The sequence below is a fragment of the Hufsiella arboris genome (genome assembly GCF_009834875.1).
GTDB classification, from domain to species: Bacteria; Bacteroidota; Bacteroidia; order Sphingobacteriales; family Sphingobacteriaceae; genus Hufsiella_A; species Hufsiella_A arboris.
Genome location: NZ_WVHT01000002.1, coordinates 297240 through 320090, shown reverse-complemented (window position 1 = coordinate 320090; position 22851 = coordinate 297240). Strand labels below are relative to the sequence as shown.

Sequence of the window (22851 nt, the reverse complement as noted above, 5' to 3'; positions counted from 1 at the left end):
AAACAACGCGGCACCCCGGAGCAACGCTCCTATTCAGGCGGGCAAATCAAAACAGTCCATAAAAGAAAACCCAGGTCAACGATCCACATCGGCCCTCCCTTCATTTAACAGCGAAACGTCCCCATTTAACTTATACAGCGCCACCAACTCCACCCTCTGTTCTTTTTGAAAAACGGAAAAATTCTCCCGCTGAGCCATATTCAACGAACAAAATTTCCCGGAGACATCAAAGGAAAACAAGCGCCAAAGTCCTGTTTGCGATTTTAAAGTGGAGGTTGTAGCGACGAATTTTTTGATCGATATGGGTAGCATCGTTCGATCTGTGGAGAAAGTAATTGTAGCTGCATCCATTTTTATTAGTTTGTGGACGCCTGTATTGCAACAGGCGTGGAACCTAACTTATCGTGACTGAGGTACTGGTATACCCGACAACGAATAAGCAGGCCCACGCCTGTAGCGTGAGCACTATCACTTATTCCTCGTTGTCTTTAAATTACCAGTTTTCAGTCACGAGACCTTCAGTGCGAATGCTTCAAAATCTTAAAGAAGTTATCGCAAAAATATTTCTTTTTTCAGTTTTTAAACAATCTTCACTACGAATATAAACAAAGAATTAAATACTACAAATTTGTATTAATAAAAAACAGTATCCGATCCTCTCTTTGTTTATGGCAAAACAATACAGAGATCAAGAGTTTATAGATAAAATTAGGGCGCGGATTTTGGAAGTTCGAAAAGCTAAGGGAATTGTTCAAGAGGACCTTGTTGACAGAACAGGATTAAGCTTAATTCAGATCGGAAGGATCGAACGAGGAACGAGCAATACATCTATAAGCAACTTAGCGGCAATTGCACAAGCATTAGAAGTACATCCAAAAGAATTATTTGATTTCGATTTTAAGTTAAAGAAACATTCACCACTACGTAAGGATCGCAGACCTAAATGACAATCGCTGAAGTATTGTATTAACATTTGAAGTTAGATCAATAACAACCATACACTCTACACAACTGTAACTTTTCGCGTATTCCTCCTAAACCCGTTATCATTAAAAAATCTACCTATTAATTATTTGTCACGTTTTTAACGATCTCTTTCAACTCCTTTGCCTAGGACAGCATTCCGGCTAACCAAGAGGACAGTAAATACAATAAACACGTTTAAATTTATGGAACCGTTACCGAAGGCGCTTATGCGGAAATCAGGTGTCACTCTTTTAAACATCGACGGAGCTTATCCGAACAATGCACTGGCTATTACGATCAAAGGAGTGATCGTGCAAGTTCTCTTTCAAGCAGGAACAGTATTTCAAATCAAAGAAGATTTTGGTGGATGGAACGGTGATTAAGTATAACGATAAGCCGGAGATTACCGCTACCGATCCTAACAGATCACGATCGTTCCTTAATATGACCCTTCACAAATTCATCCAAGCGGATACCGAGCAGAAGGTCCTTGCCTTCTGGGAAGGCATTTTCATTGTCAGCCGTGCAGAAGGAAACTACGGATGAGATTATACCATTTGGGTTCTTTTTACGTGGAAGTGATTTACAATGTGGCTAAAAATCAAAGCGTAAATTTTAAACCTTTTAAAGAAGGGAGTTTACGATTTATATATTCTAACAAGATGCGAAGGCGAGCACCGTTTGGTAGGTTCATTATAGTAGACCATTTACAAAATTTGTCATAGCACGAACTGCTTTAAAGGATTATGAGGTAATTGATTGCCAGTTATCGACGAACTGGCAAAATCCAAGCCAAAATTCTCTAAACATAAGCCTTTATCTGATAGAGAACTCCATTTATAAAGCTCATTTTAAAGGAACTTAAATTACAAGAGAAAGATCTTATTGATGCACGACGTATACTAAAAAATCCACTTTAAAAATCTAAAAATTCATTTCGTTAGCAGTTTACAATACCGCTGCGGTTTCATATCTTGTATCCCTAACACTCTCATGATTCTTTTAATAGACAATTGTACCTTAATCCAGTTAGTTCATTCTGAAGCATATGGCCGATACCTTATCGAACTGGAAAATTACATCCAGACTGGTCAAATTACGCTTTTAACTCACCAAACGATTATTGAAGAATGGGAAAAACACAAACCGGCTAATAAAGAAAGGATAGTTAAGAAGTTACGGAAACAAAATAGCCAATCGATAGGCGACGGAAGTGCTTCCTTACCTACTCCAATAAATGTCAACCACATCGAACTGCAATATGAGCAAATAGACCGTCTTCTTCACAACGCAGAACTACTTACAACACCCGAAAAGATCGAATTTGAATTCGCTGAAAGGTATCGTAAAAGGCTTGCGCCATTTCACATTAAACGGGACAGTCAAAACGACTGGGAAATATTTGGCTCAGCGGCACATCACTGTGAAAGAATTGGAGAAACAAAACTTTTTTTTCTTTCATCAAATAGTACAGATTTCGCCGATCCGGAAGCACCTCAGCGAGCAATTCATCCTGATCTGCAGATCCGCTTTCCAAAAGTCAAGATTGCATATTTTAGAGAGATAGCAGACTTTTTAAATGGCATGTCAGAGCTAATATTACCGGACCGTTTGCTAACCTACAGTATTGTTCGAAATAAGAAATTCAGTTATAACGCTTCGGTTCGAAAACACGATCTGGATAGTCTTTACCATTTGCTTAAAAACACCTATTCAGAGGTGGCTTTCATTCCTCCTCATCTTCTCAAGAAGTATTACCCCTTTGCTAAATCTGCCAATTCACACGCCTACTATTATCAGTTTTCTCTAAATAATGTACGTTCGGAACTGGTTAAATTGTTTACGGGTATACAAGTAAAAAAAAGGGAAGTAACAATTGTTGACTATTCACTTTTTGCAGGCGTTAGCGATGCAAAAGAAAAGTTGGAATTTGTATTACTTCGGCTGACAGGAAATCTCATCTTCAAACTTAATAGCGCCCCAGATCTTACGTCGGTGATGATTCGCTACCACGCTCACAGTCCTTGCGATTGTGTGAGATGCGCATATAATAGACTGGAGTGGAACAAAAGTCTTGCCCAGTTAAACCAGAGTCATGAGAATCCTTTAGATCAGCTGAAGACCGCCTACTACAATTATCAATTCGGATATTATACAACGGCTGCAAGAATGATGATCGCTATAAGAAGTGAGGCTTTCGAACAAAAACAATATATTACTTACTTTATCTGTCAATTCAACCTACAACAACTCAGCTTTCTATCATCTAGTGTATTTTATCCTACATCGCTTAGCGCAGAGGAGATTGACAGCCTAAGAGAGATCGATCCTATAGAAGAAGCAGTTAAGCTGAAGTCATTTACAGACTATGATCTGTTGGCTTATATAGCTGACGGAAAATTCTTTAAAGCAGCCTTTGACAGAATCGTTCAGCTCTCATCGCAGATAGAGGATCACTATCACTCGTTTCTGCAAGGTGGTTGGAGTGTAAACAGCCATATAAATAGTCTTACTGCAGAATTTGCGGAATTGGAAACGTTCGTCAACGGAAATTTCATAGTTTACGATGTATATGAGAACTGGGACCGGATGTTCGATCATGTCATAAAAGGGTTATTTGCTTCTCATGCCATGCGAGAAACGGACAATAGTGCGCTGGAATATTTTGATGATTTTTGGATTTCTGCATTCATATTATACGGCAACAAGAAAACCATCGAAAAGTATTTCGAACGGTTTAACCTAAAAAACTTAGAATATAAGCGTTCGAACGCTAATGGAGGCTTCCAAAAAATGGCAGAAAATCATTTTTATACAAAGAAAGATACACTTGGCATATTGTCACATGTAGAACATGAAAACAACGAACATTATCATCAGCAATATGATAAGATTAGTCAAAATCTTCTAGTTTTAGCAGCGTTACTGGAACCAAATTCTTTCGATGTCAACCTATTCGCCCGACAAGTACTCACATACCTTATGAATAAAAGCACCTGGAATCGAAATGTTCTAACAGCCGTTGCTGATTTTATTTCAATGAAAGGGAAGTGTTTTAATCAAAGCGTTCACAAAGCTTACCTTAGTTATTTTATAGAAACTGTTGGGGATTATGAATTTAACCTTCTCGCTGCGATTATTAGCACTAGCCCCACCGGGAAAATTAAATCAAACGCCATTCAAAAAATATTACAAGTTATTTTATCGACGAAGAGAAATAGAGAAAAGATACCGGCCCTTGAGCTGATCCGTTTTACCGCAAAAAAATCAAATGACTCACAAAAAAAAATTATTACAGACACCATCATTACGCAACTGACCGAGCATTTCGAATTTCCACTTTTCTATTATGCAACGATGTATGACATCATTTCTCTCGATGAAAAACGATTGTTCAAGCTAATCGATGAAGTCGATTTGACAAAAAAAGGGCATTCTTTTCGGTCTTTTGCGACCGGCCACAACGATGAATATATTACAAGACTAGACGACTTGGTGAATATGTGTTTCAAATTCGATATCAACGTTAAACTGAAACGTTTTGAAAGACTTAAAGAAGCAGGTGATTATTACACATGGCTACTGAATATGGATGCTTTTGATTATAATAATTTTCGGTGCGAATGGCTGAACCATTACAAGACTAAATATTACTATAAAGCTATGGCGCGTTCAAAAAAGCTTAGACAAGTCATGCAGGCATACTTAAAAGAACATTCCGATCCAGTAGTTGAACAGGCATTGATACAAATTTCGGTTCATCTAAGCTGAATTATTTCTTCCAATCGTATTTTGTTTTGTCACAACCACACCTTACCGTTTTAGCTACTGTATCATAATTTTTTAATGAAACTTCCGGTTTAGTACACGTTGTTTCCTGACAACAAAAAAGATGTTCAAACTCCTTAATGTCATTCCAAAAAGCTTTCAGATCACCTAACTTTGGATTAAAAGGATTATCATGAGACAATAAATTGCCTAATACTGCGGAGCTAGCAAGACCGTCTATAATGGGGAGTTTCGCTTTCAAATCATTACTACTTTTATTAATTTTAGACTTTAATTCGCTCAACATTTCGTCCGGCATACGTTTTTCGTTAATATCATTAAAGCGAAAACTTAATTTGACTTCCAGATTCAGACAAATTATTTTCAATAGATGCTCTAGATACTTCCTAATCGGGTTTCCAAGAAAAGCAATGTTGCCTGACGCAATACTTGATTCGATCAGATCTTTCAATTCAGTTGGCAATTGATCTAAATGAGTGCCTTTTGCTTCGTTCCACCTAATTTCATTGATCAACCAGCCTTTCTTTTTGGCCAGTTGGCGTACATATTGGAACCATTGTTCTTCATGTGTCAACAATATGACCTGATGATCAGCGAACTTTTCAAACAATAAATCAGCAAATTTTTTCCGATGGTTAGTGTCAAAGCTTGATATGACATCATCTAAAACCAGAAATTTATTTTCTTTATTGAAAGCGACAACTGATGCCAAGAAAAAGGAGATACCGAAACAATTCAAATGAGATTCACTAAAATATTTTTGCGGAGGAGACACCCACTCTCCCTGGTACTTATATTCAATAGTAATGCCCGTCAACTCATCTTCATCCCCGATGGTTGCTATCCTGATTTCTTCAAACAACTCACCCGGATTCATGTATTGATAGAAATCGTTGATAGTACCTGAAAACGTATCTATGAAGTTTTGTAATCCTTCCTTTTGTTTTTTGACGAACTCGTTATAGACAAGCTCCAAGGATTTTTTTTGCGACTCAAGTTTCACCCGATCAACTTCAAATTGTTTGATTTTTAAAAATGCATCTTTTGCAGCAGATATATTGGCATACAGAACTGTCGTATTGTCGTTTGCGATGGCTCTATTTATGGTTGTAATTCTATCGGCTATAACGTGTTGCTCTGCAAAGTCAAATGCCTGAAGTTTCAGTTCAGAAGGAATATTTATTTTATTCCCGGATGTTACTTTCTCTGCAGCGGCTTTTTGATAAAACTGCATTTTTTGTTTTAGTCCGACGATCGCCGAATTAATACTGGCGTTCGATGCCTGGCTTAACAAAACCTCAGATGAAAGTATATCTAATCTTCTTATCCGCTCAGTTGCAATGGCGGCCATATTGGATTTAGCGTTGTCAAAGGAAGCTTTCTTTTTTGCGGATTCACCGATCACCTGAAGTCTCAACTTGATTTCGGCTTGTAGGTCAGTGATGTTTTTGGGTTGTAGACACAATGGACAACTTTCGTCTTCATGGAATTTTTTCTCGATGACATCATTGCCTACTTTAAGTAATTCCGCGAGAAAGGTTTGCATAATGCTTTGCACATCGCTTGCAATTTTCTCAAATTCAATGTAGTACTTGTCATATTCCGAATCAATGAATTCAATTTCATTTTCTAGGGTTGCAAATGAATTATGACAATTTTCTAAGAAACGCAATTCATTTACAAATTTTGCTGTTGTTGGCGTTTTTAACTTCGACAAAAGTTCATCAATATTGTTCATTGACGACACGTTAATACCTAAGCCGAGCGAAAGAATGATCTCGTTAATTTTCTCAAACAAGTTTGCTTCTTGGCTTACCGCAGCACCTATCTTTTCAATCAGTGTTTGCTTTTGAGTGTTAATTTGATTCTCAAAATTTTGGTTTTTGATTTCGGTCTTTATAGAATTAAAAGATTTCTTTAAGACTTCCTTTGCTTTAGTTACTTCCGAAAAACCTATGATATCGGATAGGTTTTTAAGTTTACTACCTTTCGTCTGATCAATAAAGTCCCTTAAAAATTGGTATCTAAGAATTAAATTTTCTTTTTTTGAATTTTCTATATACTCGTTAAAGTCGGTCGAAGTATTAGAAAACTCACATGCTAACTTTCCTTTTTTATTAAATAATTTTCGTTCAGAATTTATAATCGGTTTCGTGTAAGCAAGTTTTATCGCAGATTCAGTTTCGGGGGCAATGTATGAATTCCGCAAAGCATCTTTCAAATCAATTTCCTCCCCAGATAAATGTGATACGGCATCGGTATAAAACCACTCTAACGAGTCCGAAATACTGCTTTTACCCGTTCCATTATCACCATATAATAATATCGACTTACCTTCAAGATTTAGGGTAAACTGATCTTGTACCCCTCGCAGCCCTACAAGATCGAGTTGCTTTATTTTAATGGCCATTTTGTTCTCTTATCTTTTGTAGTTCGTTTTTAACATTTGTATCCGTTAGCTTGCCTTGAGCATATAGATCGGCTAAAGATTTTGCGATAACAGGGTCTACATTTTCTATATTTAAGATTTCTGCAAAAAAATCATCTAAGATCTCCTTGCCAGATTTGACGTTATTCGACATAGTTATTTAAAGTAGTTCCAATCAATTTTAAAGTGAGTATCAATGACGTTGTTTAATATTTCAAATCCCGTCTTGTTATTACATATAGGGTATACTCCAAAATGCTCTACGAAATTTAGAATGAAGTAACTTTCCAGATCTTCAATTCTATAAATCCAATTTTTTTTAAGCATATCAAAATTGATATATGTGAAATAAAGAGTCTCTACTTTTCTATAGTTGACCAGACCAACATTTTTTGACTTCCCTCCAAAGTGCCCTATGAGCCGGCTCCCAATGCTATTCGTTCTTTTTTCACTCATTCCGATGTACAATAGCCTTGAGGTATCAAATGGATAATTAATAAATGTTGATTTACTGAAAACAAAATACAGTCCGGCAATTCCGCCCAACGGGTTGATATTTACAGCTTCAAAGGGTCTGGGCTCGTCAAAATAAATAGAAATAATAGACATAATTTTATGGATATATTAGCTTAAAGGTATAGTCCTTTAATTCAATATATCATCATAACTTTCAATTATTCCTTTATCTCCCTGCGGTACCAGGCCAGATAACGGAGAAAAAAACTTCGTTACCCACTAAAAGACTCGTCGATTTTGACATATCATAAAGTTTCCTACCTATCAGGCCGGATAATGAATAACCTCCAACTTGGAAAGCCCTCAACAAATTACTACCTGTCAAAGACAAGCCGTGACAATAAGGTTCGACAATCCTGATACCACCATCTTAATAAAATTTCAATAACTGTTTTTTTTAGGATAGCGTTAGTAATTATCGTGATCTTACTAATTTTGGAGTAAAGGTTTCTATAAATGAAAGATTAGTTAGGCTACTCCTTACTTTGCAGCGGTTTGTAATTTTTTAAACGATGTGATAACAAATGCTTCATTATAATTTAACTATGTTGTCCCCAATCCCTAACAATAAACCATTTACAGGAAGCCCATGTAACGAATTCCGAAGGAAGAAAACGATCTTCTAAAAATTGAAGCGATATAATTCTGTCGTGATAAATGGGGAGATTGTGATTTTTTTTATCACTTTCATAGTCCCAAAAATGATAATAGTTTTTGCTTTGATCTGTTGCTCTCCTGAATGGTCCATAATCCAAAGGAGCACAAACTCTAACTAAGTTCAAGCCATCCTCTTTCGAAAAAAAGGTGACACGTATTTTAGTTTTCGCATGTATGGCGGCAATGAATGTATCGTGATCTTTTATCATTCTTTCTGAATTTTAATAATAAAAATGTATGCTGAACGTGACCAATTAATATTTCAATGGTGTGTCATCTAATATCACTCAAAGTTAAACCAGGTAGTTCAGACATATTTACGGCTTCCCGTAAATACATACATTATATAAAATGCGCTTCCCTATTTATTATGCTGCCAGCAATAACCACTTGAACCCGCATTACGCGAGCACCTTGTACCCTTTTTCGTCATCGCTTTGCAACGTGAACTTGTCGGAGTACTTTTTACCGTCCGGGAAGACGAAGAACAAACACCGCAAGTACCCCCGGCATTACAATGCGCACAGCGGCTGCAATTCGAGCAGGCGCTGCAATACGAGCTACCCGTACAGCGCCCCCAATGATCATTTAAATTTAATGGCGTATTAGCTTCGGACTTGTGCATACTCAACAGTCCGAGCGCACAAATAATGAGAACATAAATTCTTTTCATGTAAGGTTTATCAAGCATCCATACCGAGAAGGCATGTTTTTCACAGACAGGTTCGCAATATGCGAAGACTGCGACAAACAACTGTGATGCAAGACACCCTTTTTTCACCCGTTAAATCACCCATTTTTCCCCGGGTTATTTACCACGTTAAAGCCACATAATAAACTCTCACCAGGCTAAATAACCCGCCATATCTCCTGCTCCACTTCTCACAACTTCCCCGCCAGCACCGAAAAAAACGGATACCCCTTCCAGCCCTTCTTACTCCCGATCACATAAAACCTCCTCCTTGCCCTTGTTAAGGCCACATTCAGCATATTCGGCTTCTGCGACGCCCACTGCCTGGAACCCGGCCTGGCCGGATCACTTCCCAGCACCAAAAACACAATATCCGCCTCCTTCCCCTGGAACGTATGAATCGTTCCGCACAACACTTTTAGATTTATTACCTGTAGCTCCTGCCTGCAGCGATCCGCCACCGCCTTAAACGGAGAGATCACAAATACCCCTTCCCGCTCCTTCCCCAGTAAACGGATCTTCTCTTTCAATAAAACCAGCTCCTCTTCCACCACCTGCTTGTTATAAATAGTTACGCCTTCTACATCAAACCACCCAGAGGGCCCCAGCGGACAATCGAACGGAATATCATCCACCGCTTTTACCATCTGCCCGCCATAGGCAATTTCATTGGAAAGATCAAACATCGGGTTATTGCAGCGCCGGTGCGTACGCAACGGAAAACCCGTCCAGATCGCTTCATCCGCGTCACCCTGTTTCATCCAGGTACCCGTAGCCGTTACCCTGTCAGCCAGCATCTGCGCGGAACCTCTCAAAGGCGACCAAAGCGGATCGATCTCGTACGGCCCATTCAAAACGCTGATCAATTTCTCCGGCGTTGTTACCACCGGTTCAATCTGCAAAGGATCCCCGATGATGACACTTCGTTTACTACGGTATATCATACCCGCGGCAGACTGCGGCGTAGCCTGTCCCGCTTCATCCAGTAACAGCCAGCCAATACTCTCCTTTCCCAGGCTACCGAACAAACGGCTCACCGAAGCAAGCGAGGTAGAAACCACCGGAATGCAAAAGAACAAAGACCTCCATAAGCCCGGCGCCATCCGCTTATCCACCAGCACCTTACCATCCATTAAGTCCAGCAGTAAACTGATGTTGTTTTTAAATTCCTTGGCATTTCTTAAAACCGCGTATTCATGCAGCTTCAGGCCCTTCAGGAATAGTTCACTTCTCAGGCGATTCAACTTCGCCGACGACCAGGTATTAGCTTTATGGAAAGCCTTTTTATCGCTTTTAAAAGCCACCAGCAACTTTTCGCCCGGAATATCCTCATATGCAATTTCATAGCGCTCATGCAGTTCCTCCGTTTTCCCGTTATACACCCTTATATTTTGTTTGACCTTATCCAATTTTTCCTGCAGCGCCACCTGTTCCTTTTCTTTGCCAGCAATCCCGGCATCCAGCGCTTCCAGCTCCTTTTGCAGGCTGCTCCGCCGGGCCGATAGCTCTGAATAGTCATTCACCAAAGGAAGAAAAATCTTATTCCAAGCCTCAAACGGTCCGCTTTTAAAGAGCTTCTGAAAGAAGAAAAAGCCAGGTTTCACCGACTCATGCAGCCGGATAGCATTCCTGGCTTCGGCGATTTGCTCTTGTAAAGCAGACAAACCCTCTGTTAAACCCTGCCTGTTTTCCCGTAGCGGTTTTATGGACTTTGTTAGTAAACCGATTTCCTTTTCAAGTTTAACTGTAAGCTTCTGATCCTTTAAAAATCCGGGCAGCAACCGGTGGAATTCACCGGCAAACCTTTTAAACTCATTAAGCTCCTTTAACAGATCTTCAAATTCCGTTTTAGTTTCCTGGTAAGGTTCCACGAAATCAACCGTCCGGTCTACCTTCTCCGGGTTATTATAAAGAGATTGCAACGCAGTAGAAAAACCCGGTTTCCCCTCATAATCGTACCAAACCTCATTTTTAAACGCCGCCCTGTTTTCCGCATTCCCCAGGGCTGCAGCCAGCAATCCCCAGCTCTCCCCTTTGATCAGGTTTTGAGAATATTCAGTGAAATACCCGGCACCCGGAAAGGCTATCCGGTCAATCTTCCGTACATCCGGCAATTCCTTAGAGATATTCTCTACCGCTGCATTGTTATTACTTGCCACCACAATCCCGGCATCATCGAACACCCCGCTTTGAACAGGAAAATAATAAGAGAATCGGCCAGATTCCCTTTCTATGCGTTCACCCTTACCGAAAAGATTGGAACTATTGGTTTGAGCCAGCTTTTGCGCACGTAACACCACGATCTCGGCAATAACGTCAGCCAGCAGCGTCGTTTTACCAGTTCCTGGCGGACCGTTTATCCCGATGATGCCCTCAGTTTCGAGCAGCGATAAACTGGTATCTACCGCGCCGAGCTGAGCGGTATACAAGCCCTGAGCAGGATCAGACGGCCAGCGACCCGCAGGCATCTTTGCCGGATCCAGCGTCTGAAAAAAAGTATCCGCATCGCTTAATAAATCAATGCGCCCGTCCAGTTTCACGTCCTTGCTAAGATAACCAGCTAATCCTTTTCCAAAAGGGGCGGAATCAGTTATCAGCCTGTCCAGGTCATTCAGATAAAAGCTGTTCAAAAACGCCGTATCTCCTTTAACCAGCCTGGATACCTGCGCGGATTGTACATAAACCTGCGCATCACAAAGAACATCTTTGATGTTTAGCCGGTTCAGGACAGCGACCTCATTTTTCAAATGCGAACGAGTGAATACAGGCGAAGACATGTTTTCCAGGCTCGCTGCGTCCTGGCTATACGGATGCCGCTCCTTAAACTCTTCCTGTATCGCATCCAGGCGACTGTTAACCCCGGACAAGTACCTGCCATCCTGCAGGCATTTTATCCCGTGGAGGTAAGATGCCTGTAAATACGGGCTGTCGCCGGAGAGTCGTCCTTCTTCATCCAGGATCAGCACCGCCATGCAGGTGTTACCGGTGGGTTTCTGTAACCAGTCTGGCTTTTCTGTATAATCCCCTATCGCTTTTTCAATGACACCGATGATCTTTTCTTTGCTATGCTTACCGAAAAAGATCGTATGCCGCCAGGTACTGTTGGGCCTAGGTGTAAACGGAAGCTCCCAGGGTAAGGGTTTATCGAGATTGATTGCTTTAGCATCTGCTGGCAGTTCTGGTAAGGCGAATATTTCGATGTCTTTCCAGAATGAGAGTATGGATTGTTGGTGATTCAAGAGATTAGCTTGTTTAACAAAACTAATATTCTGCAACGATTTCAGTTGGAATCAAATAAAATATGGTTAACCCAACTTCACCAAATATGGAATATTATGAATTAGCTAATATTGCGGTGACACAGGAACGGCAAAGCTATATGTAATGAAAGTTGATAGATGGATATCCATATGATAGAATTACAGAGTCTTAAGCTCTGTAATTCACAAAGATTGCCAGGATTAAAGGTAAAATTTAATTTAACCGATTACAGTGCTGACATTTCGGCTTGCCTCCTGTGCCTGATCGCAGATTAGCTCTTTCAATGTTATTTCCTTCTGTACACTTGCTGTTGTCATGATAGACAGTTTGTTTAACAGAATGAAAGGGTGCTACTTTTGCCATTGTAAATAGATCTAGTTAGTACGTTAATGAATTAAATGCCATTACTTCACGTGTCAGGCAAAAGTCTCCGGTATCATTTTTCGGACAATCTGCTTTATTTAGTTCCTTCACGTAATTTGCCTCACAACGATACGACATGATTACCGATTCCCTTTGTTATTAAGCGACATAGCTAAGGGTATATTTTCAAAAGCATTTTTACGGGTTCCCGTAACACATGCGATACTTAAAATCAGACTCGATTAAGCGCAGGTTAATTAAAGAGTTACAAATTAAATACGTTGGCATACAACTTACATCGGCCATAATAGCGAGGCGACTAAAAATTAGCACTTTTGCTTGCTTCTATTATAAATAACGTGAAGCACGTTACCAGAAGCCACAAAAGGCTCATCTTCCATTCCCACGGTCCAACCACTGAAATATTCTATATTTATTTAGTTTTGCGTAATGGTCATAAAACTTCCCTCACGATTCTCTGATAATTTTGGGCACCCTATTCAAAGTCTTTTTAGCCTACTTGAACAGGTGCAAAGCGCTAGCGGTTGCAAGGAAATCGAGTTGAACTATCGCGAGGCGAAATTCACCCACCCATTTTACACGTTGGCCTTACCGTTAATAAAAAAGCAATATGGCAGGAGTGGTCAATCGTTAGTAATAAACGATGACTTTATCGACGCATCAACGAGCGAATACATGAATTGCCTTTCTTTTCCGAATGGAATCGATCCGTTAGACCTTTCAGATTCGTCATTTGAAAAATTCATGGAAAAATTTCAAAACAAGACTTACATTCCGATAATCACTTTTCCGGCGGGAGATGGAAATGAGGTATCAGCCATTCGAGACCAATTCCTAAGCGCCATTAATCGATTGCTTGTCAGAATCAGCCAAATTAAAAATCCAGAAATGGGAGCCTTGATGTATCTCCTGGACGAAGCAATAAATAACATCTTGCATCATTCATACGATGATTGCGGATATTTACTCGCTCAGTATTACCCTTCAAAGGGTTACATCGATATTGCCATAGCGGATATAGGGAGAACTTTACTTGAATCCTATCAGAATTTTGACAAATACAAAAATCAAATAAATACGCATTTAGAAGCTATGAAAGCGGCATTAAGTGGTCAATCAACCAAAGGCGGTAACGTAGATCGGGGATTTGGAATTAGCACCTCTAAAGAGGTATTGACAAAAGGTCTAAACGGTAAATACTTTATTTGGTCAGGTAATGTCTTTAATATTCATAATTCTGAATTAAATAACGTAATTGAATTACCTCAAACAATCTATTGGCAGGGCGTGTATCTATGTCTTAGAATACCAGTTGTTGCAAAAGCTGGTTTTAATCTATATAATTACACAGACTAACTTGAAACTCACATGATATAAGATGAGTTATATTTCACTAAATTTGCAACTTAAAGCATGACGTTATGACATCAGAGATCAAAATCGTTTCGTTTTTACCCGCTACGTTAGACACTCGAGAAAGTGCCAGTCGGCTTACAAACCTAATTAAAGAAGAATTAGGAACTAGTAAAAAAATAGAACTGGATTTTCAAAGTGTGCTATTTATGTCCAGATCTTTTGCTGATCAATTCCATAAAGAAGTCTCGCGACTTGAAAATATCGATTTAGTGATTAACAATGCTGATTTCGGAATTGTCGAAATGTTAAATAGTGTTGCAAAGACTCAGACTCAACGTAACCCAGTAAACACCAATTACAAAGTTTTGTCATTTGATAATTTAAGCAAATTGACGGATTTTTCTTATGCATGGTAATACCTATCTCCTAATGAAAAAACGGTAAATCGACAGACGGTATAAACAACCTCAAAACCGTTTGTAAAACGACTGAAAAGCTATAAACAACACCCACCACAAAAAACCCTTTAAACAAAAAATAAGAAACCATCTCTTCCTGCATCTGCACATGCTCATCTACTTTCCGGAACAACAGCCTGAACACCGATTCCACAACCAGGTAAAGCACAATAAACCAGCAAAGCGCCACTGCTTCGATCACCAGGATTGTTTTAGCGGTATTCATTTTTAACCCGTCAGCATCCAGCTTCAGCAAATTATCCGAAGCCTCCTGCACTGCTTTCATAACATCCGATAAAACAATCAAGCCTGCCACAAAAAGTCCCGAAAACCAGGTGACATACGCGGGATTTAAATTCCCGTCCGCCGCATTCTTAGATTTAAAACGTTTCCATAACAGCCCCCAAATCAGCCCAACTAAGACTATTAAAAAAACAGAAATTGCCAGAGACATGGTCAGAATCTTAAACGAAGTCATATCAGTTAGATTTTATAGTAATTTTCCAGTAATCCAGGTTAGCAACCGCACCTGCTATTAAACCGGGTTGAATACCGGCATAAGTCGTTTCCCACAGCACATAACGCTGGCCGCCGTCATTGAATGCAGCCCCGTCAAACGGCAGATCAATTCCCAGCAGTGAATGATTGTAATGCTCACTGCTTAACATCGCCACCCGGTAGCCATAATGAGACAATATTGAGTATAACAACAGCGTACGCGTATCACAATCGCCATGCAATGAGCCTAAAAACTCAACCGGCGAATTAATGCCGAAGCGCTGAAAACCTTCGCATTTCGGAGAAGGTGAGTTCAGGTAGGTGGAAATATACGGGTCATGGTAAAGATCCGGATTACAATCCTGCGGAAGTATGAGTGTGTAAGGAATTGACTGCACGAGTGAAACCACCGTCTCAGCAAAACGCGGAGCGGACAAGGAATCCGTTTTACGTATGGAATCCAGCATCCCATAAACCCCGTTAAGCGCTGTTGAATCATGTTCTTTCAAAGAAGAAACTATCCCGGCGTACCCGTTTACGCCAAACGAACCCGCATCCAGCTCGTTTTTAAATTTGCTGGCAGCCGTCACAGCGCTTTTTTTGACCCAGAAGCGCCCCTGGTATTTTCTGCCATCATAATCCTTCCAGGAAATGTCATGAACTACCAGCGTATCACGCGAAGGTTTAGCTGAATTTTTTTTAACAGGCTCGTAGTTCGTGGTCACGCTGTTTTCAGCCGGGTTATGTTGCCCGGCACGATTCCGGGAAGCAGTAAACAAGGAAATCAGCGCAGCCAGGGAAATCAGCACAAAACAGCTAATAACAACCATCACAATTCCGGTCCACACTTTTGGCGGCACAAATTGAAGGAGTATGATTAAAACAAAAAAAGGAACGATAAACAACAAGGCAGGGAGCAGATGATATAAGAAAATACCCGCCAGAATCAATCCGATCAACAGGCGCAAAGGGCCGGCACAACCCGCTGCACTTGCGTGGCTGCTGACAGGCTGGTACACCCAGTTTCCCCAGTATTTTTTCTTCCTGTCCGAATAATAATATTCAGTTCGAGAATAAGCACCTTTTTTTTCAGTTCTTCCCGTTGGAATGGTGGTAGGCTTCGGCGTATCGATAATCCAGTCCCCCCAATACGTTGAACAATCTACATGATAATACTGCTTCCGATAATGCCTGATGCCGTTTTCGAATTTTTCTTCGACATGCCCGGTCTCGCCGAAACATTCAGTGACTTCAATATCTTTCTCCTCACTGACGACTTTTCTGATATACGCATAGAAAACCCCGGTTAATGTTCCGTAACTGTCCCCCTCATGTTTTGTTACATCAACTATTTCCGGTGACGGTACCCTCACCTCGTTTAAGTCCAGCAGGTATCGTTCCGCCGTACCGTCGTTAGCTATAACCGTGGCGGACACGGGGCGGTCCAGTGGGATACTTATTTTCTTATTTTGTTCGAACACCTCCCTGAATTCCAGCGACAAGACGCCCTCCTCGCCAATATCCCTCCGGTTTATTATCGCAGAAATCTCTGTGGCCTTTAGATTATATGATATCTCTCTAAAGATATTTTCGTCCGGACGGTTTTCAGGAACCCCTTTAAACTTTATGCAAAGCGTCCCTTTGAGGTAACAACGATTTTCGCGATCGACGGTCACCGTTTTGGTATAAGTTCGCTTATTTTTTTCGGCCGGTCCCTTTTGAACGCTTGGCTGAAGTTTTAATTTATTTTCGAGATAAGCGTCATAAGCCTTCCGTTCATCTTCATTTCCCAAAACTTCGTACGCCTCATTAATCTCGGTCATTTTTGTTCCGAATGATGCCTGATCACCATGCAGATCCGGATGATATTGCTTAACCAGCTTCCTGTAAGCCCGCTTTATATCGGCGTTGCTTGCTCCCGGACTAAGTCCCAGGATTGCATAATAATCTTTTCTGAAATCACTCATGACCGGTCAGGCGTTCAAAAAATTCATCTTGATTCAAGTATGCCCCGTTAGACTTTTTTAACGAGTTAAAAGGAGGATCATCGAAGTGCTCATAAAACTGAATGTCCTTTAAACCGTATTTCTCCTGAAACAAGCGTTTATACCTGATCTTAAAGTCCCCGTAATTCGTTAAGATCAGGGACCTTTCATTTTCCTTCTTCTGTTTGTAATAATGACTTGTTGTCGGCACAAAATAAATCAGGGCGACGGGCATTAAAAAAATGATTAAAACGAGCGTCGTAATAATCGTTGTTTGCGGATATCTATTGGATAATTCTATTCGCTTAATAAAAAAACTAGAATCATCAATGGTTGCTGCCGCCAATGCATTAGCCTGCTCAACCGTTTGATTGATATCGGTAAGTTCCTTGTCAACCTGAATGATCTCCTCTTCGGCCGTCTCACCGCCCAGCATAATGAACCGCTGCTTTTTAGCATGAAGGTTGTTTATTTCAGTGCTATACAGCCGGGCGTTCTTTTCAGCAAAACTTTGATACAACTTTGCCTTAAAATCAGCAATATCAACGTCCAGCTTCGAACGCAGCAGAAAAATTCGAACTGGCTGAGCAATTAAAAATCCAAGTAATAAAACAAAGCCAAGCCGGGACAAATTAGAAGTGTTTAAGATTTTTATTCCGCCAAATCCCGGAAAACTTTCTTTTGAAAACGTCTGAATCAAAAAGACGTACAGATTGAAGAACATGACCGAAAAGAAAAGTGATAGCAATAACTCAGCATGCCATTTATCAAACATGAGGTCGAATGCATAGAACACCGACAGGAAACTGATAATCAAAATCAGGATCACAAAAATGCCGGTCATCGCAAATTGGACGGCATTCGAACGCCCGGATCGTTCAAACAACTCATAATCGACCCCGATCAGGCTGAGCAGAACTTTTTTACTAAAAAACGTTGAACGTTCAATCGGCTTCATGATTCTTCGGTCACAAAACTGTCCGGATCATTTAAAATATCCGTTTTCTTACGGACTTTCCAGCTATCGATTGCACTTTCACTCAGTTCAGCCTGTGTTTCCAGCAATTTAATCTTCTCCTTTAACACCTTCAGCACCTCGTGGTTGATAATCAAATCGCGCTCATGCCCCTCCCCGTCAGGATAGTAGTTGTACTTGATTTCGATTCCTTTATCCGCTTTGATCAACTCCTTGATATTCTCTTCCATATAGTCGTAGGGACTTTTTATGAGCATGAGTTTAAAAAAGATTGGCGTCAGCTCGATCGTCATAAACAGTAGCGTCACAAATAAAGAAATAACCCACCCAGCCTGCTCGTGTGCCAGCTTAATGCGTTCCAGCAACCCGTCTAAACCCGAGGAAACCTTGTCCGATTCTTTGAGTCGCAGGTTCCGTTCTGTCTCCAACTCATCGAGCTCCTTCTTTACTTTGATGTACTCCGGATCATTTTTAATACTGGCAATTTCCGCTTCATTAGCCGCCAGTTGGTTTTTGTACTCATTACACTTACTTCCGCAGTCTCCATGCGCCGTCTCATAAGCAATATCTGCTTTCCGCTGTGTACTGATTTCTTCCAGCTTTGCAATGCGGTCAAGCCGCTGCTGAATAGATTGCTCTTTTTTTGCTATCTCATCATTGAATACCTTGTCGATATTTGCCTTATAAGCCTGCTGCTGCTGGATCTGTTTTTCATGCAGCGCCACATCGATTTCCGTTTTAAACATCCTGATTTCAACCGGCTTGGAAATCGTCAGAGCAATAATGGCCCCCATAATAATTCGCGGCAATGCGCCAACCAGCTCCTTCCGGGTGATCGCCTCTGTTCCATCCCCTTTTCCCGTGCTGGTCACAATAAAGCGGTCGATATTGAAAATGATCGCTCCCCAGATCAGTCCGAACACAATCGATTTTAAAACCGTCGGTATATCTGTCGGATCATAATTACTGGCTACGCCCTCTACGGCTTTAAACGAATCAATCGCATTCCCTTTAGGAGCAAAAATGGTATAAAAAGCATATCCCCCGGCGATTGCAGCCATCACGCCCGTGGCGATAATAATCCCGCCGAGACAAACATATTTTACCTGGTCGCTATAGGTACTTCTTTCTAAAATATAACGGTCAGCACCAGCTGCCTTCCAAAAGAGCCGCATCGCAGCACTTGGCCTAGGAGATCTATACAGTTCGTTATCCATACTAAAGTTTATAATCTAAATTTTGAATTGTTAGAGAAGGAAGTACCCGCATCCTGCATGAAAAAGAAGCGACAGCTAATGTGCCCATGCTCTCGGACTTTCCGGGATGAAAACCAGCCAATGAAACAAGCGTTTTAACGGGCAGTGGCTTGAAAGCTATCCGGCTATCCAAGTGTATTTGTCTTAACCGGACACGCCGCCCGTCCTTCCGCCAAACGTTATTAATCCGGATATCAAGGCTGCCTAATCCTTCAGGCATGGCGATATAAGCAGTTCCCTGTTTATCGAATGACCGGTAATTTAGCTGCCCGATCTGCAATTGATAAGCGCCTTTAAACTTCCAGGAAATCATGAAACAGGGATGATTGTCAATCAAGAAATCCGTATACTCCAAATACCGGAAGGCCGGCTTGGAAAAATTCAGCAAGTTGACTACTGCATAAAAGAATCTTTTAACGCCTCGTTTCCGGCCGATTGACAAATAAGCAAGCATGCCTATGATTTGTGATAATTTCCGACCGCCAGCTCAAGCTGCTGGCTGTAGCTGTAAATATCGTCCAGGGAGCCCAAGTCATATTTTGTCTCCTTCCGGTCCTCTCCAAAAATGCCGATAGACTTTCTGGTCGATGAATTGAAATACAAGCGACAAATCGGCTTACGATTATTATCATCCAGCAAGACGCCGAAGTAAGACTGAACGTCGCGTGCTACAATCCTCCGTGCCTCGACTTTAGTTCTTAGGATGGATTTAACAATATGATACCCCTCCAATTCCTCATCGGTCGTAAGCACGCCGCTTTCCGCCGCCATAACCGGATCAGCCGTGACCTGAGCATCAGCGGCCTCGCTTTTTGCCTCCTGTTTATTCAAAGCGGTCTTCAGCCGGTTCGTAATTGCATCATTCAGTACCTGGTTGGAAGAGCGCTTTACGAGTTCACCAAATTGTGTCAGGATTTTTTCGGTAAGCTTATTGCCCGTGTAGACCTGGCTGGCAAAATGCCTGACAAATACTACCGAAGGATTGGCAAGCTCAGCAGTAATCAACGCTTTCAGTTCGCTGGTATATTTCAGATCCAGCGCTGTATTGGAGATATTTTCTATGTCGAAATACGATTTATGAAACTTTTTCAGTTCCTCAATCTGCGCATCCTTCATTTCAGTGATATTAAACTCGAAGAAGGGCTTCTCATCCATTTTATTGGGATCTTTAAGATCTGTATAAAACCGGTAATTTAAACCATTAGTCAGCAAGCTGAATTTAGCATTCGACACATGAAAGTACCTGAAAAGTTGAGAGTTATGCGGGTCAAGCTGCTCCTTATGGTGCTTACATTCCACGATTAGAATCGCCTTGCCGTCCTTCATAATTGCATAATCTACCTTTTCGCCTTTTTTTATCCCCAGGTCTGCAATAAACTCGGGGTTTACCTCAAACGGGTTAAACACATCGTAACCCAGAATCTGGATAAATGGAAGCACTAAGGCGTTCTTCGTTGCTTCTTCCGTTTGAATTTGAGGCAACAGCTTTTCTACTCTGTTTGCCAGTTGAGTGATCTGATCTTTGAAGTCCATAATTGGTCATTTAATTTGGCCTGCCAGCCGGCATGTTTTTCAGGAAAATTAAAAGGGAGAGTCATAGCAAATATTGGAAGACCGATGATATTCAGTGTGATGTAAAACACCCTTTTTGATACCGTTAAAAAACCCTTTTTTTGACAGGTGTTTTAAAACATCTTTCATTCTCCACCTGCTGCTTACGCTCGCTAGTCTTCCCAGCCACATAGCGTTCTTCCTCTCTTTTTCGCCTCTTCCAGCGTTATTTTTAAAATACGGTGATTACAATTTTTCAACCCCTTACAGGATGCCTGGTAATGGTATCGTTTGGCTCCGGTGCTGTCGCAGATATAAACTGTCGTTGAATCACTATGAGCGCAACCCGCGAGCAGTAGATACAAAAACAAGAACATTCGCATTCGCCCAGTAATCCATTTAGGTTTTATCAACCTTTCCTAAAAAAGCCCTCTTCTGCTTCTTCAAGCACTGCCAGGACATCAATTAGCTGGTATGACATAACCGTGAGCAAAACTTACATCCATTCACCTGTCTGAAAACTTTCTTTGCTTCAGTAACTGCGTCCCTGCAGTCCGAAAACACGCCCAGGTAGCGGCGGTTCGTCAAGGTCGGCAGATAATCACAGTCTTCACGGTGTACCTCATGATCGCCGTTTGACTGCTCCCGGTCGTTGACATAGTACTTATTATTCATAGCAATTAATTTTGATATGACTCAAAGTTATCCGGGGCAGACATTTCATTTTTACGGGTTCCCGTAAATAGCCAGGCGTTAAAAAAAATGGATTGGGAATTGAAAATAGCGTTTTAGAGCAGGCAAGTTTTCTTTACGCTCACGGTAAGAAAGTGCCCGTATTCCGGCAAGTAGCTCACATGGATGAGGACAGGCTTGCGGCGGCTGGATCACTCTTTACTGGTAGTGATAAATGTATTTATTGTACATATACAAAGTCAACGGCTTCAGGCGGATATCCGTGTAAACCGGGTGAAATCCGGCGGAAGTATAAAACTCAATTTTACCATCGATTTTTGCGTACCAGACATGCCCGACACCTCTTCTGCTAATAGTATCCGGCCGGCTGATTTTCTGCAGATGCATTAATTTATCCTTATCAAGCGCATAAAGCCGCGTGCCATCGGTTTTCCCGGAACAAGCTATCGCCTGGTAACGATCGCCGGTCCAGTACATACATTCCTCTTCACTACCAAGAGGCGCTCTGGGAGGAGAAACCTCGCCAGCCTGCCGACCCGGCCATAACAGAAAAGCTGCAATTCCGCCGATGCAGACAAGCAAGATTCCCGCGAGAACCATCTTTCTTCCTACCGTATTTCCACTAACCTTCTTATCTTCCTCCGGCGCAACATCCGTTGGCCCGATACTGGTCGGCTCTGGTTGACCCATCTCATCACCCGATGTGCCGCTTGTCAGACCGGAAGGGTCTTCCGATGTAGTTTCGGTTTCAGCCACTTCGGGTTCAATCCAGGAAAGTTCGCTGTCCGCCGAATCTTTCTTCTCCGATTGTTCAGAATTACCCTGCTCATCAACGAAATTCTCTGGTTTAAACGGCCTTGGTTCAAAATCAATCAACCAGGCCAATAGTTCGATGTTTTTTTCCTCTGTCTTACCTGTACTATTTTTCAGGTAATTATTTAAGGGTTTAAACTTATCTGTCTCAAACTTTTTGATGATTAGCCGAAAGTCGGCAGTTGGGTCGGCTGAAAAAAAAGAGCGGAGCATCGTTTCATCCTTTCGTTTAGACCTTTTTTCGAAAACCAACAAACATTCCGATTTAATCTTGGCGGAAGTCGGGTGCATCAGATTCAACGAAAGATCACCTGAGTTCCACTTTCTTTTATAAAAATCCAGCACCTGTTTTTGGTATTCAGCAAACATTTATCCAACAGATTTACAGGTAAAACTAATGGAATTTTCGGAATCGTACAGGCTTTTCCGGAATTCCGCCGGAAAGATCGGAATTACCGGAATTTTCCTTCCACAGGCACTTCAGGCCAGATAATTTTGCTTCAGAAATCAGGTAGAACCCGTTAGCTAGCGGGATTCATGTACATAACCGGTTTCAACAAATGAGCAAAGAAA

At 41.2% G+C, this 22851-nt stretch carries 20 protein-coding genes; 5 read left to right on the top strand and 15 right to left on the bottom strand.

From position 1 onward, the window contains the following. Positions 1-75 precede the first annotated feature (75 nt). Complete coding sequence (locus GS399_RS05145; RefSeq protein WP_160843528.1) at positions 76-351, bottom strand: hypothetical protein; 276 nt, start codon at positions 349-351, stop codon at positions 76-78. 317 nt (positions 352-668) lie between these two features. On the opposite strand from GS399_RS05145, the gene GS399_RS05140 reads away from it, so the two are divergent. The 3 genes from GS399_RS05140 to GS399_RS05130 all read left to right on the top strand — a co-directional run bounded on the left by GS399_RS05140 (position 669) and on the right by GS399_RS05130 (position 4737). Beyond that, positions 669-947 (top strand): helix-turn-helix domain-containing protein, encoded by a 279-nt coding sequence (locus GS399_RS05140; RefSeq protein WP_160843527.1) that lies wholly within the window; start codon positions 669-671, stop codon positions 945-947. Positions 948-1169: 222 nt separating this feature from the next. Further along, entirely contained in the window at positions 1170-1349 is a 180-nt protein-coding gene (locus GS399_RS05135) for a hypothetical protein (RefSeq protein WP_160843526.1), read from the top strand. A gap of 610 nt (positions 1350-1959) precedes the next feature. Beyond that, positions 1960-4737 (top strand): PIN domain-containing protein, encoded by a 2778-nt coding sequence (locus tag GS399_RS05130; RefSeq protein WP_160843525.1) that lies wholly within the window; start codon positions 1960-1962, stop codon positions 4735-4737. Between the two features lies 1 nt (position 4738). On the opposite strand, the gene GS399_RS05125 is transcribed toward GS399_RS05130, so the two are convergent. From GS399_RS05125 to GS399_RS05105, 6 genes are all read right to left on the bottom strand, one after another. Further along, on the bottom strand, positions 4739-7165 hold the full coding sequence (locus tag GS399_RS05125; protein WP_160843524.1) for an AAA family ATPase: 2427 nt from the start codon (positions 7163-7165) through the stop codon (positions 4739-4741). Next, positions 7155-7337, bottom strand: a complete 183-nt coding sequence (locus GS399_RS05120) for a hypothetical protein (RefSeq protein ID WP_160843523.1) — start codon at positions 7335-7337, stop codon at positions 7155-7157. The genes GS399_RS05125 and GS399_RS05120 overlap by 11 nt, the downstream gene beginning before the upstream one ends. Before the next feature lie 2 nt (positions 7338-7339). Continuing rightward, a complete protein-coding gene (locus tag GS399_RS05115) occupies positions 7340-7792 on the bottom strand; it encodes a hypothetical protein (protein WP_202409380.1) in 453 nt (150 codons plus the stop codon). A gap of 446 nt (positions 7793-8238) precedes the next feature. Continuing rightward, a complete protein-coding gene (locus GS399_RS05110; protein ID WP_160843522.1) occupies positions 8239-8565 on the bottom strand; it encodes a hypothetical protein in 327 nt (108 codons plus the stop codon). A gap of 152 nt (positions 8566-8717) precedes the next feature. Beyond that, a complete protein-coding gene (locus tag GS399_RS21070) occupies positions 8718-8789 on the bottom strand; it encodes a DUF5763 domain-containing protein (RefSeq protein ID WP_369410105.1) in 72 nt (23 codons plus the stop codon). Between the two features lie 449 nt (positions 8790-9238). Beyond that, on the bottom strand, positions 9239-12286 hold the full coding sequence (locus GS399_RS05105) for a DEAD/DEAH box helicase (RefSeq protein WP_160843521.1): 3048 nt from the start codon (positions 12284-12286) through the stop codon (positions 9239-9241). Between the two features lie 835 nt (positions 12287-13121). On the opposite strand from GS399_RS05105, the gene GS399_RS05100 reads away from it, so the two are divergent. Both GS399_RS05100 and GS399_RS05095 read left to right on the top strand, forming a co-directional pair. Further along, on the top strand, positions 13122-14048 hold the full coding sequence (locus tag GS399_RS05100; RefSeq protein WP_160843520.1) for a hypothetical protein: 927 nt from the start codon (positions 13122-13124) through the stop codon (positions 14046-14048). Positions 14049-14113: 65 nt separating this feature from the next. Continuing rightward, positions 14114-14464, top strand: a complete 351-nt coding sequence (locus tag GS399_RS05095; protein WP_160843519.1) for a DUF4325 domain-containing protein — start codon at positions 14114-14116, stop codon at positions 14462-14464. A 10-nt stretch (positions 14465-14474) separates the two neighbouring features. Here GS399_RS05095 and GS399_RS05090 read toward each other — a convergent pair whose 3' ends face one another. The 8 genes from GS399_RS05090 to GS399_RS05055 form a co-directional block, all read right to left on the bottom strand. Continuing rightward, positions 14475-14984 carry a hypothetical protein gene (locus GS399_RS05090; RefSeq protein WP_160843518.1) on the bottom strand — a complete coding sequence of 170 codons (510 nt, stop codon included), beginning with the start codon at positions 14982-14984 and terminating at the stop codon, positions 14475-14477. Position 14985: 1 nt separating this feature from the next. Beyond that, entirely contained in the window at positions 14986-16971 is a 1986-nt protein-coding gene (locus GS399_RS05085) for a DnaJ domain-containing protein (protein WP_160843517.1), read from the bottom strand. After that, a complete protein-coding gene (locus GS399_RS05080; RefSeq protein WP_160843516.1) occupies positions 16964-17947 on the bottom strand; it encodes a DUF4407 domain-containing protein in 984 nt (327 codons plus the stop codon). Before GS399_RS05080 ends, GS399_RS05085 begins: the two co-directional genes overlap by 8 nt. Next, positions 17944-19182 carry a DUF4407 domain-containing protein gene (locus tag GS399_RS05075; RefSeq protein WP_160843515.1) on the bottom strand — a complete coding sequence of 413 codons (1239 nt, stop codon included), beginning with the start codon at positions 19180-19182 and terminating at the stop codon, positions 17944-17946. The genes GS399_RS05080 and GS399_RS05075 overlap by 4 nt, the downstream gene beginning before the upstream one ends. A gap of 1 nt (position 19183) precedes the next feature. Next, positions 19184-19534 (bottom strand): hypothetical protein, encoded by a 351-nt coding sequence (locus GS399_RS05070; protein WP_160843514.1) that lies wholly within the window; start codon positions 19532-19534, stop codon positions 19184-19186. Positions 19535-19677: 143 nt separating this feature from the next. After that, positions 19678-20754, bottom strand: coding sequence for a type I restriction endonuclease (locus tag GS399_RS05065; RefSeq protein WP_160843513.1), 1077 nt, complete (start codon positions 20752-20754; stop codon positions 19678-19680). A gap of 483 nt (positions 20755-21237) precedes the next feature. Next, positions 21238-21447: a hypothetical protein gene (locus tag GS399_RS05060; RefSeq protein WP_160843512.1), complete on the bottom strand. Its 210-nt coding sequence runs from the start codon at positions 21445-21447 to the stop codon at positions 21238-21240. A 216-nt stretch (positions 21448-21663) separates the two neighbouring features. Next, on the bottom strand, positions 21664-22647 hold the full coding sequence (locus GS399_RS05055) for a hypothetical protein (RefSeq protein WP_160843511.1): 984 nt from the start codon (positions 22645-22647) through the stop codon (positions 21664-21666). Between the last annotated feature and the right edge of the window lie 204 nt (positions 22648-22851).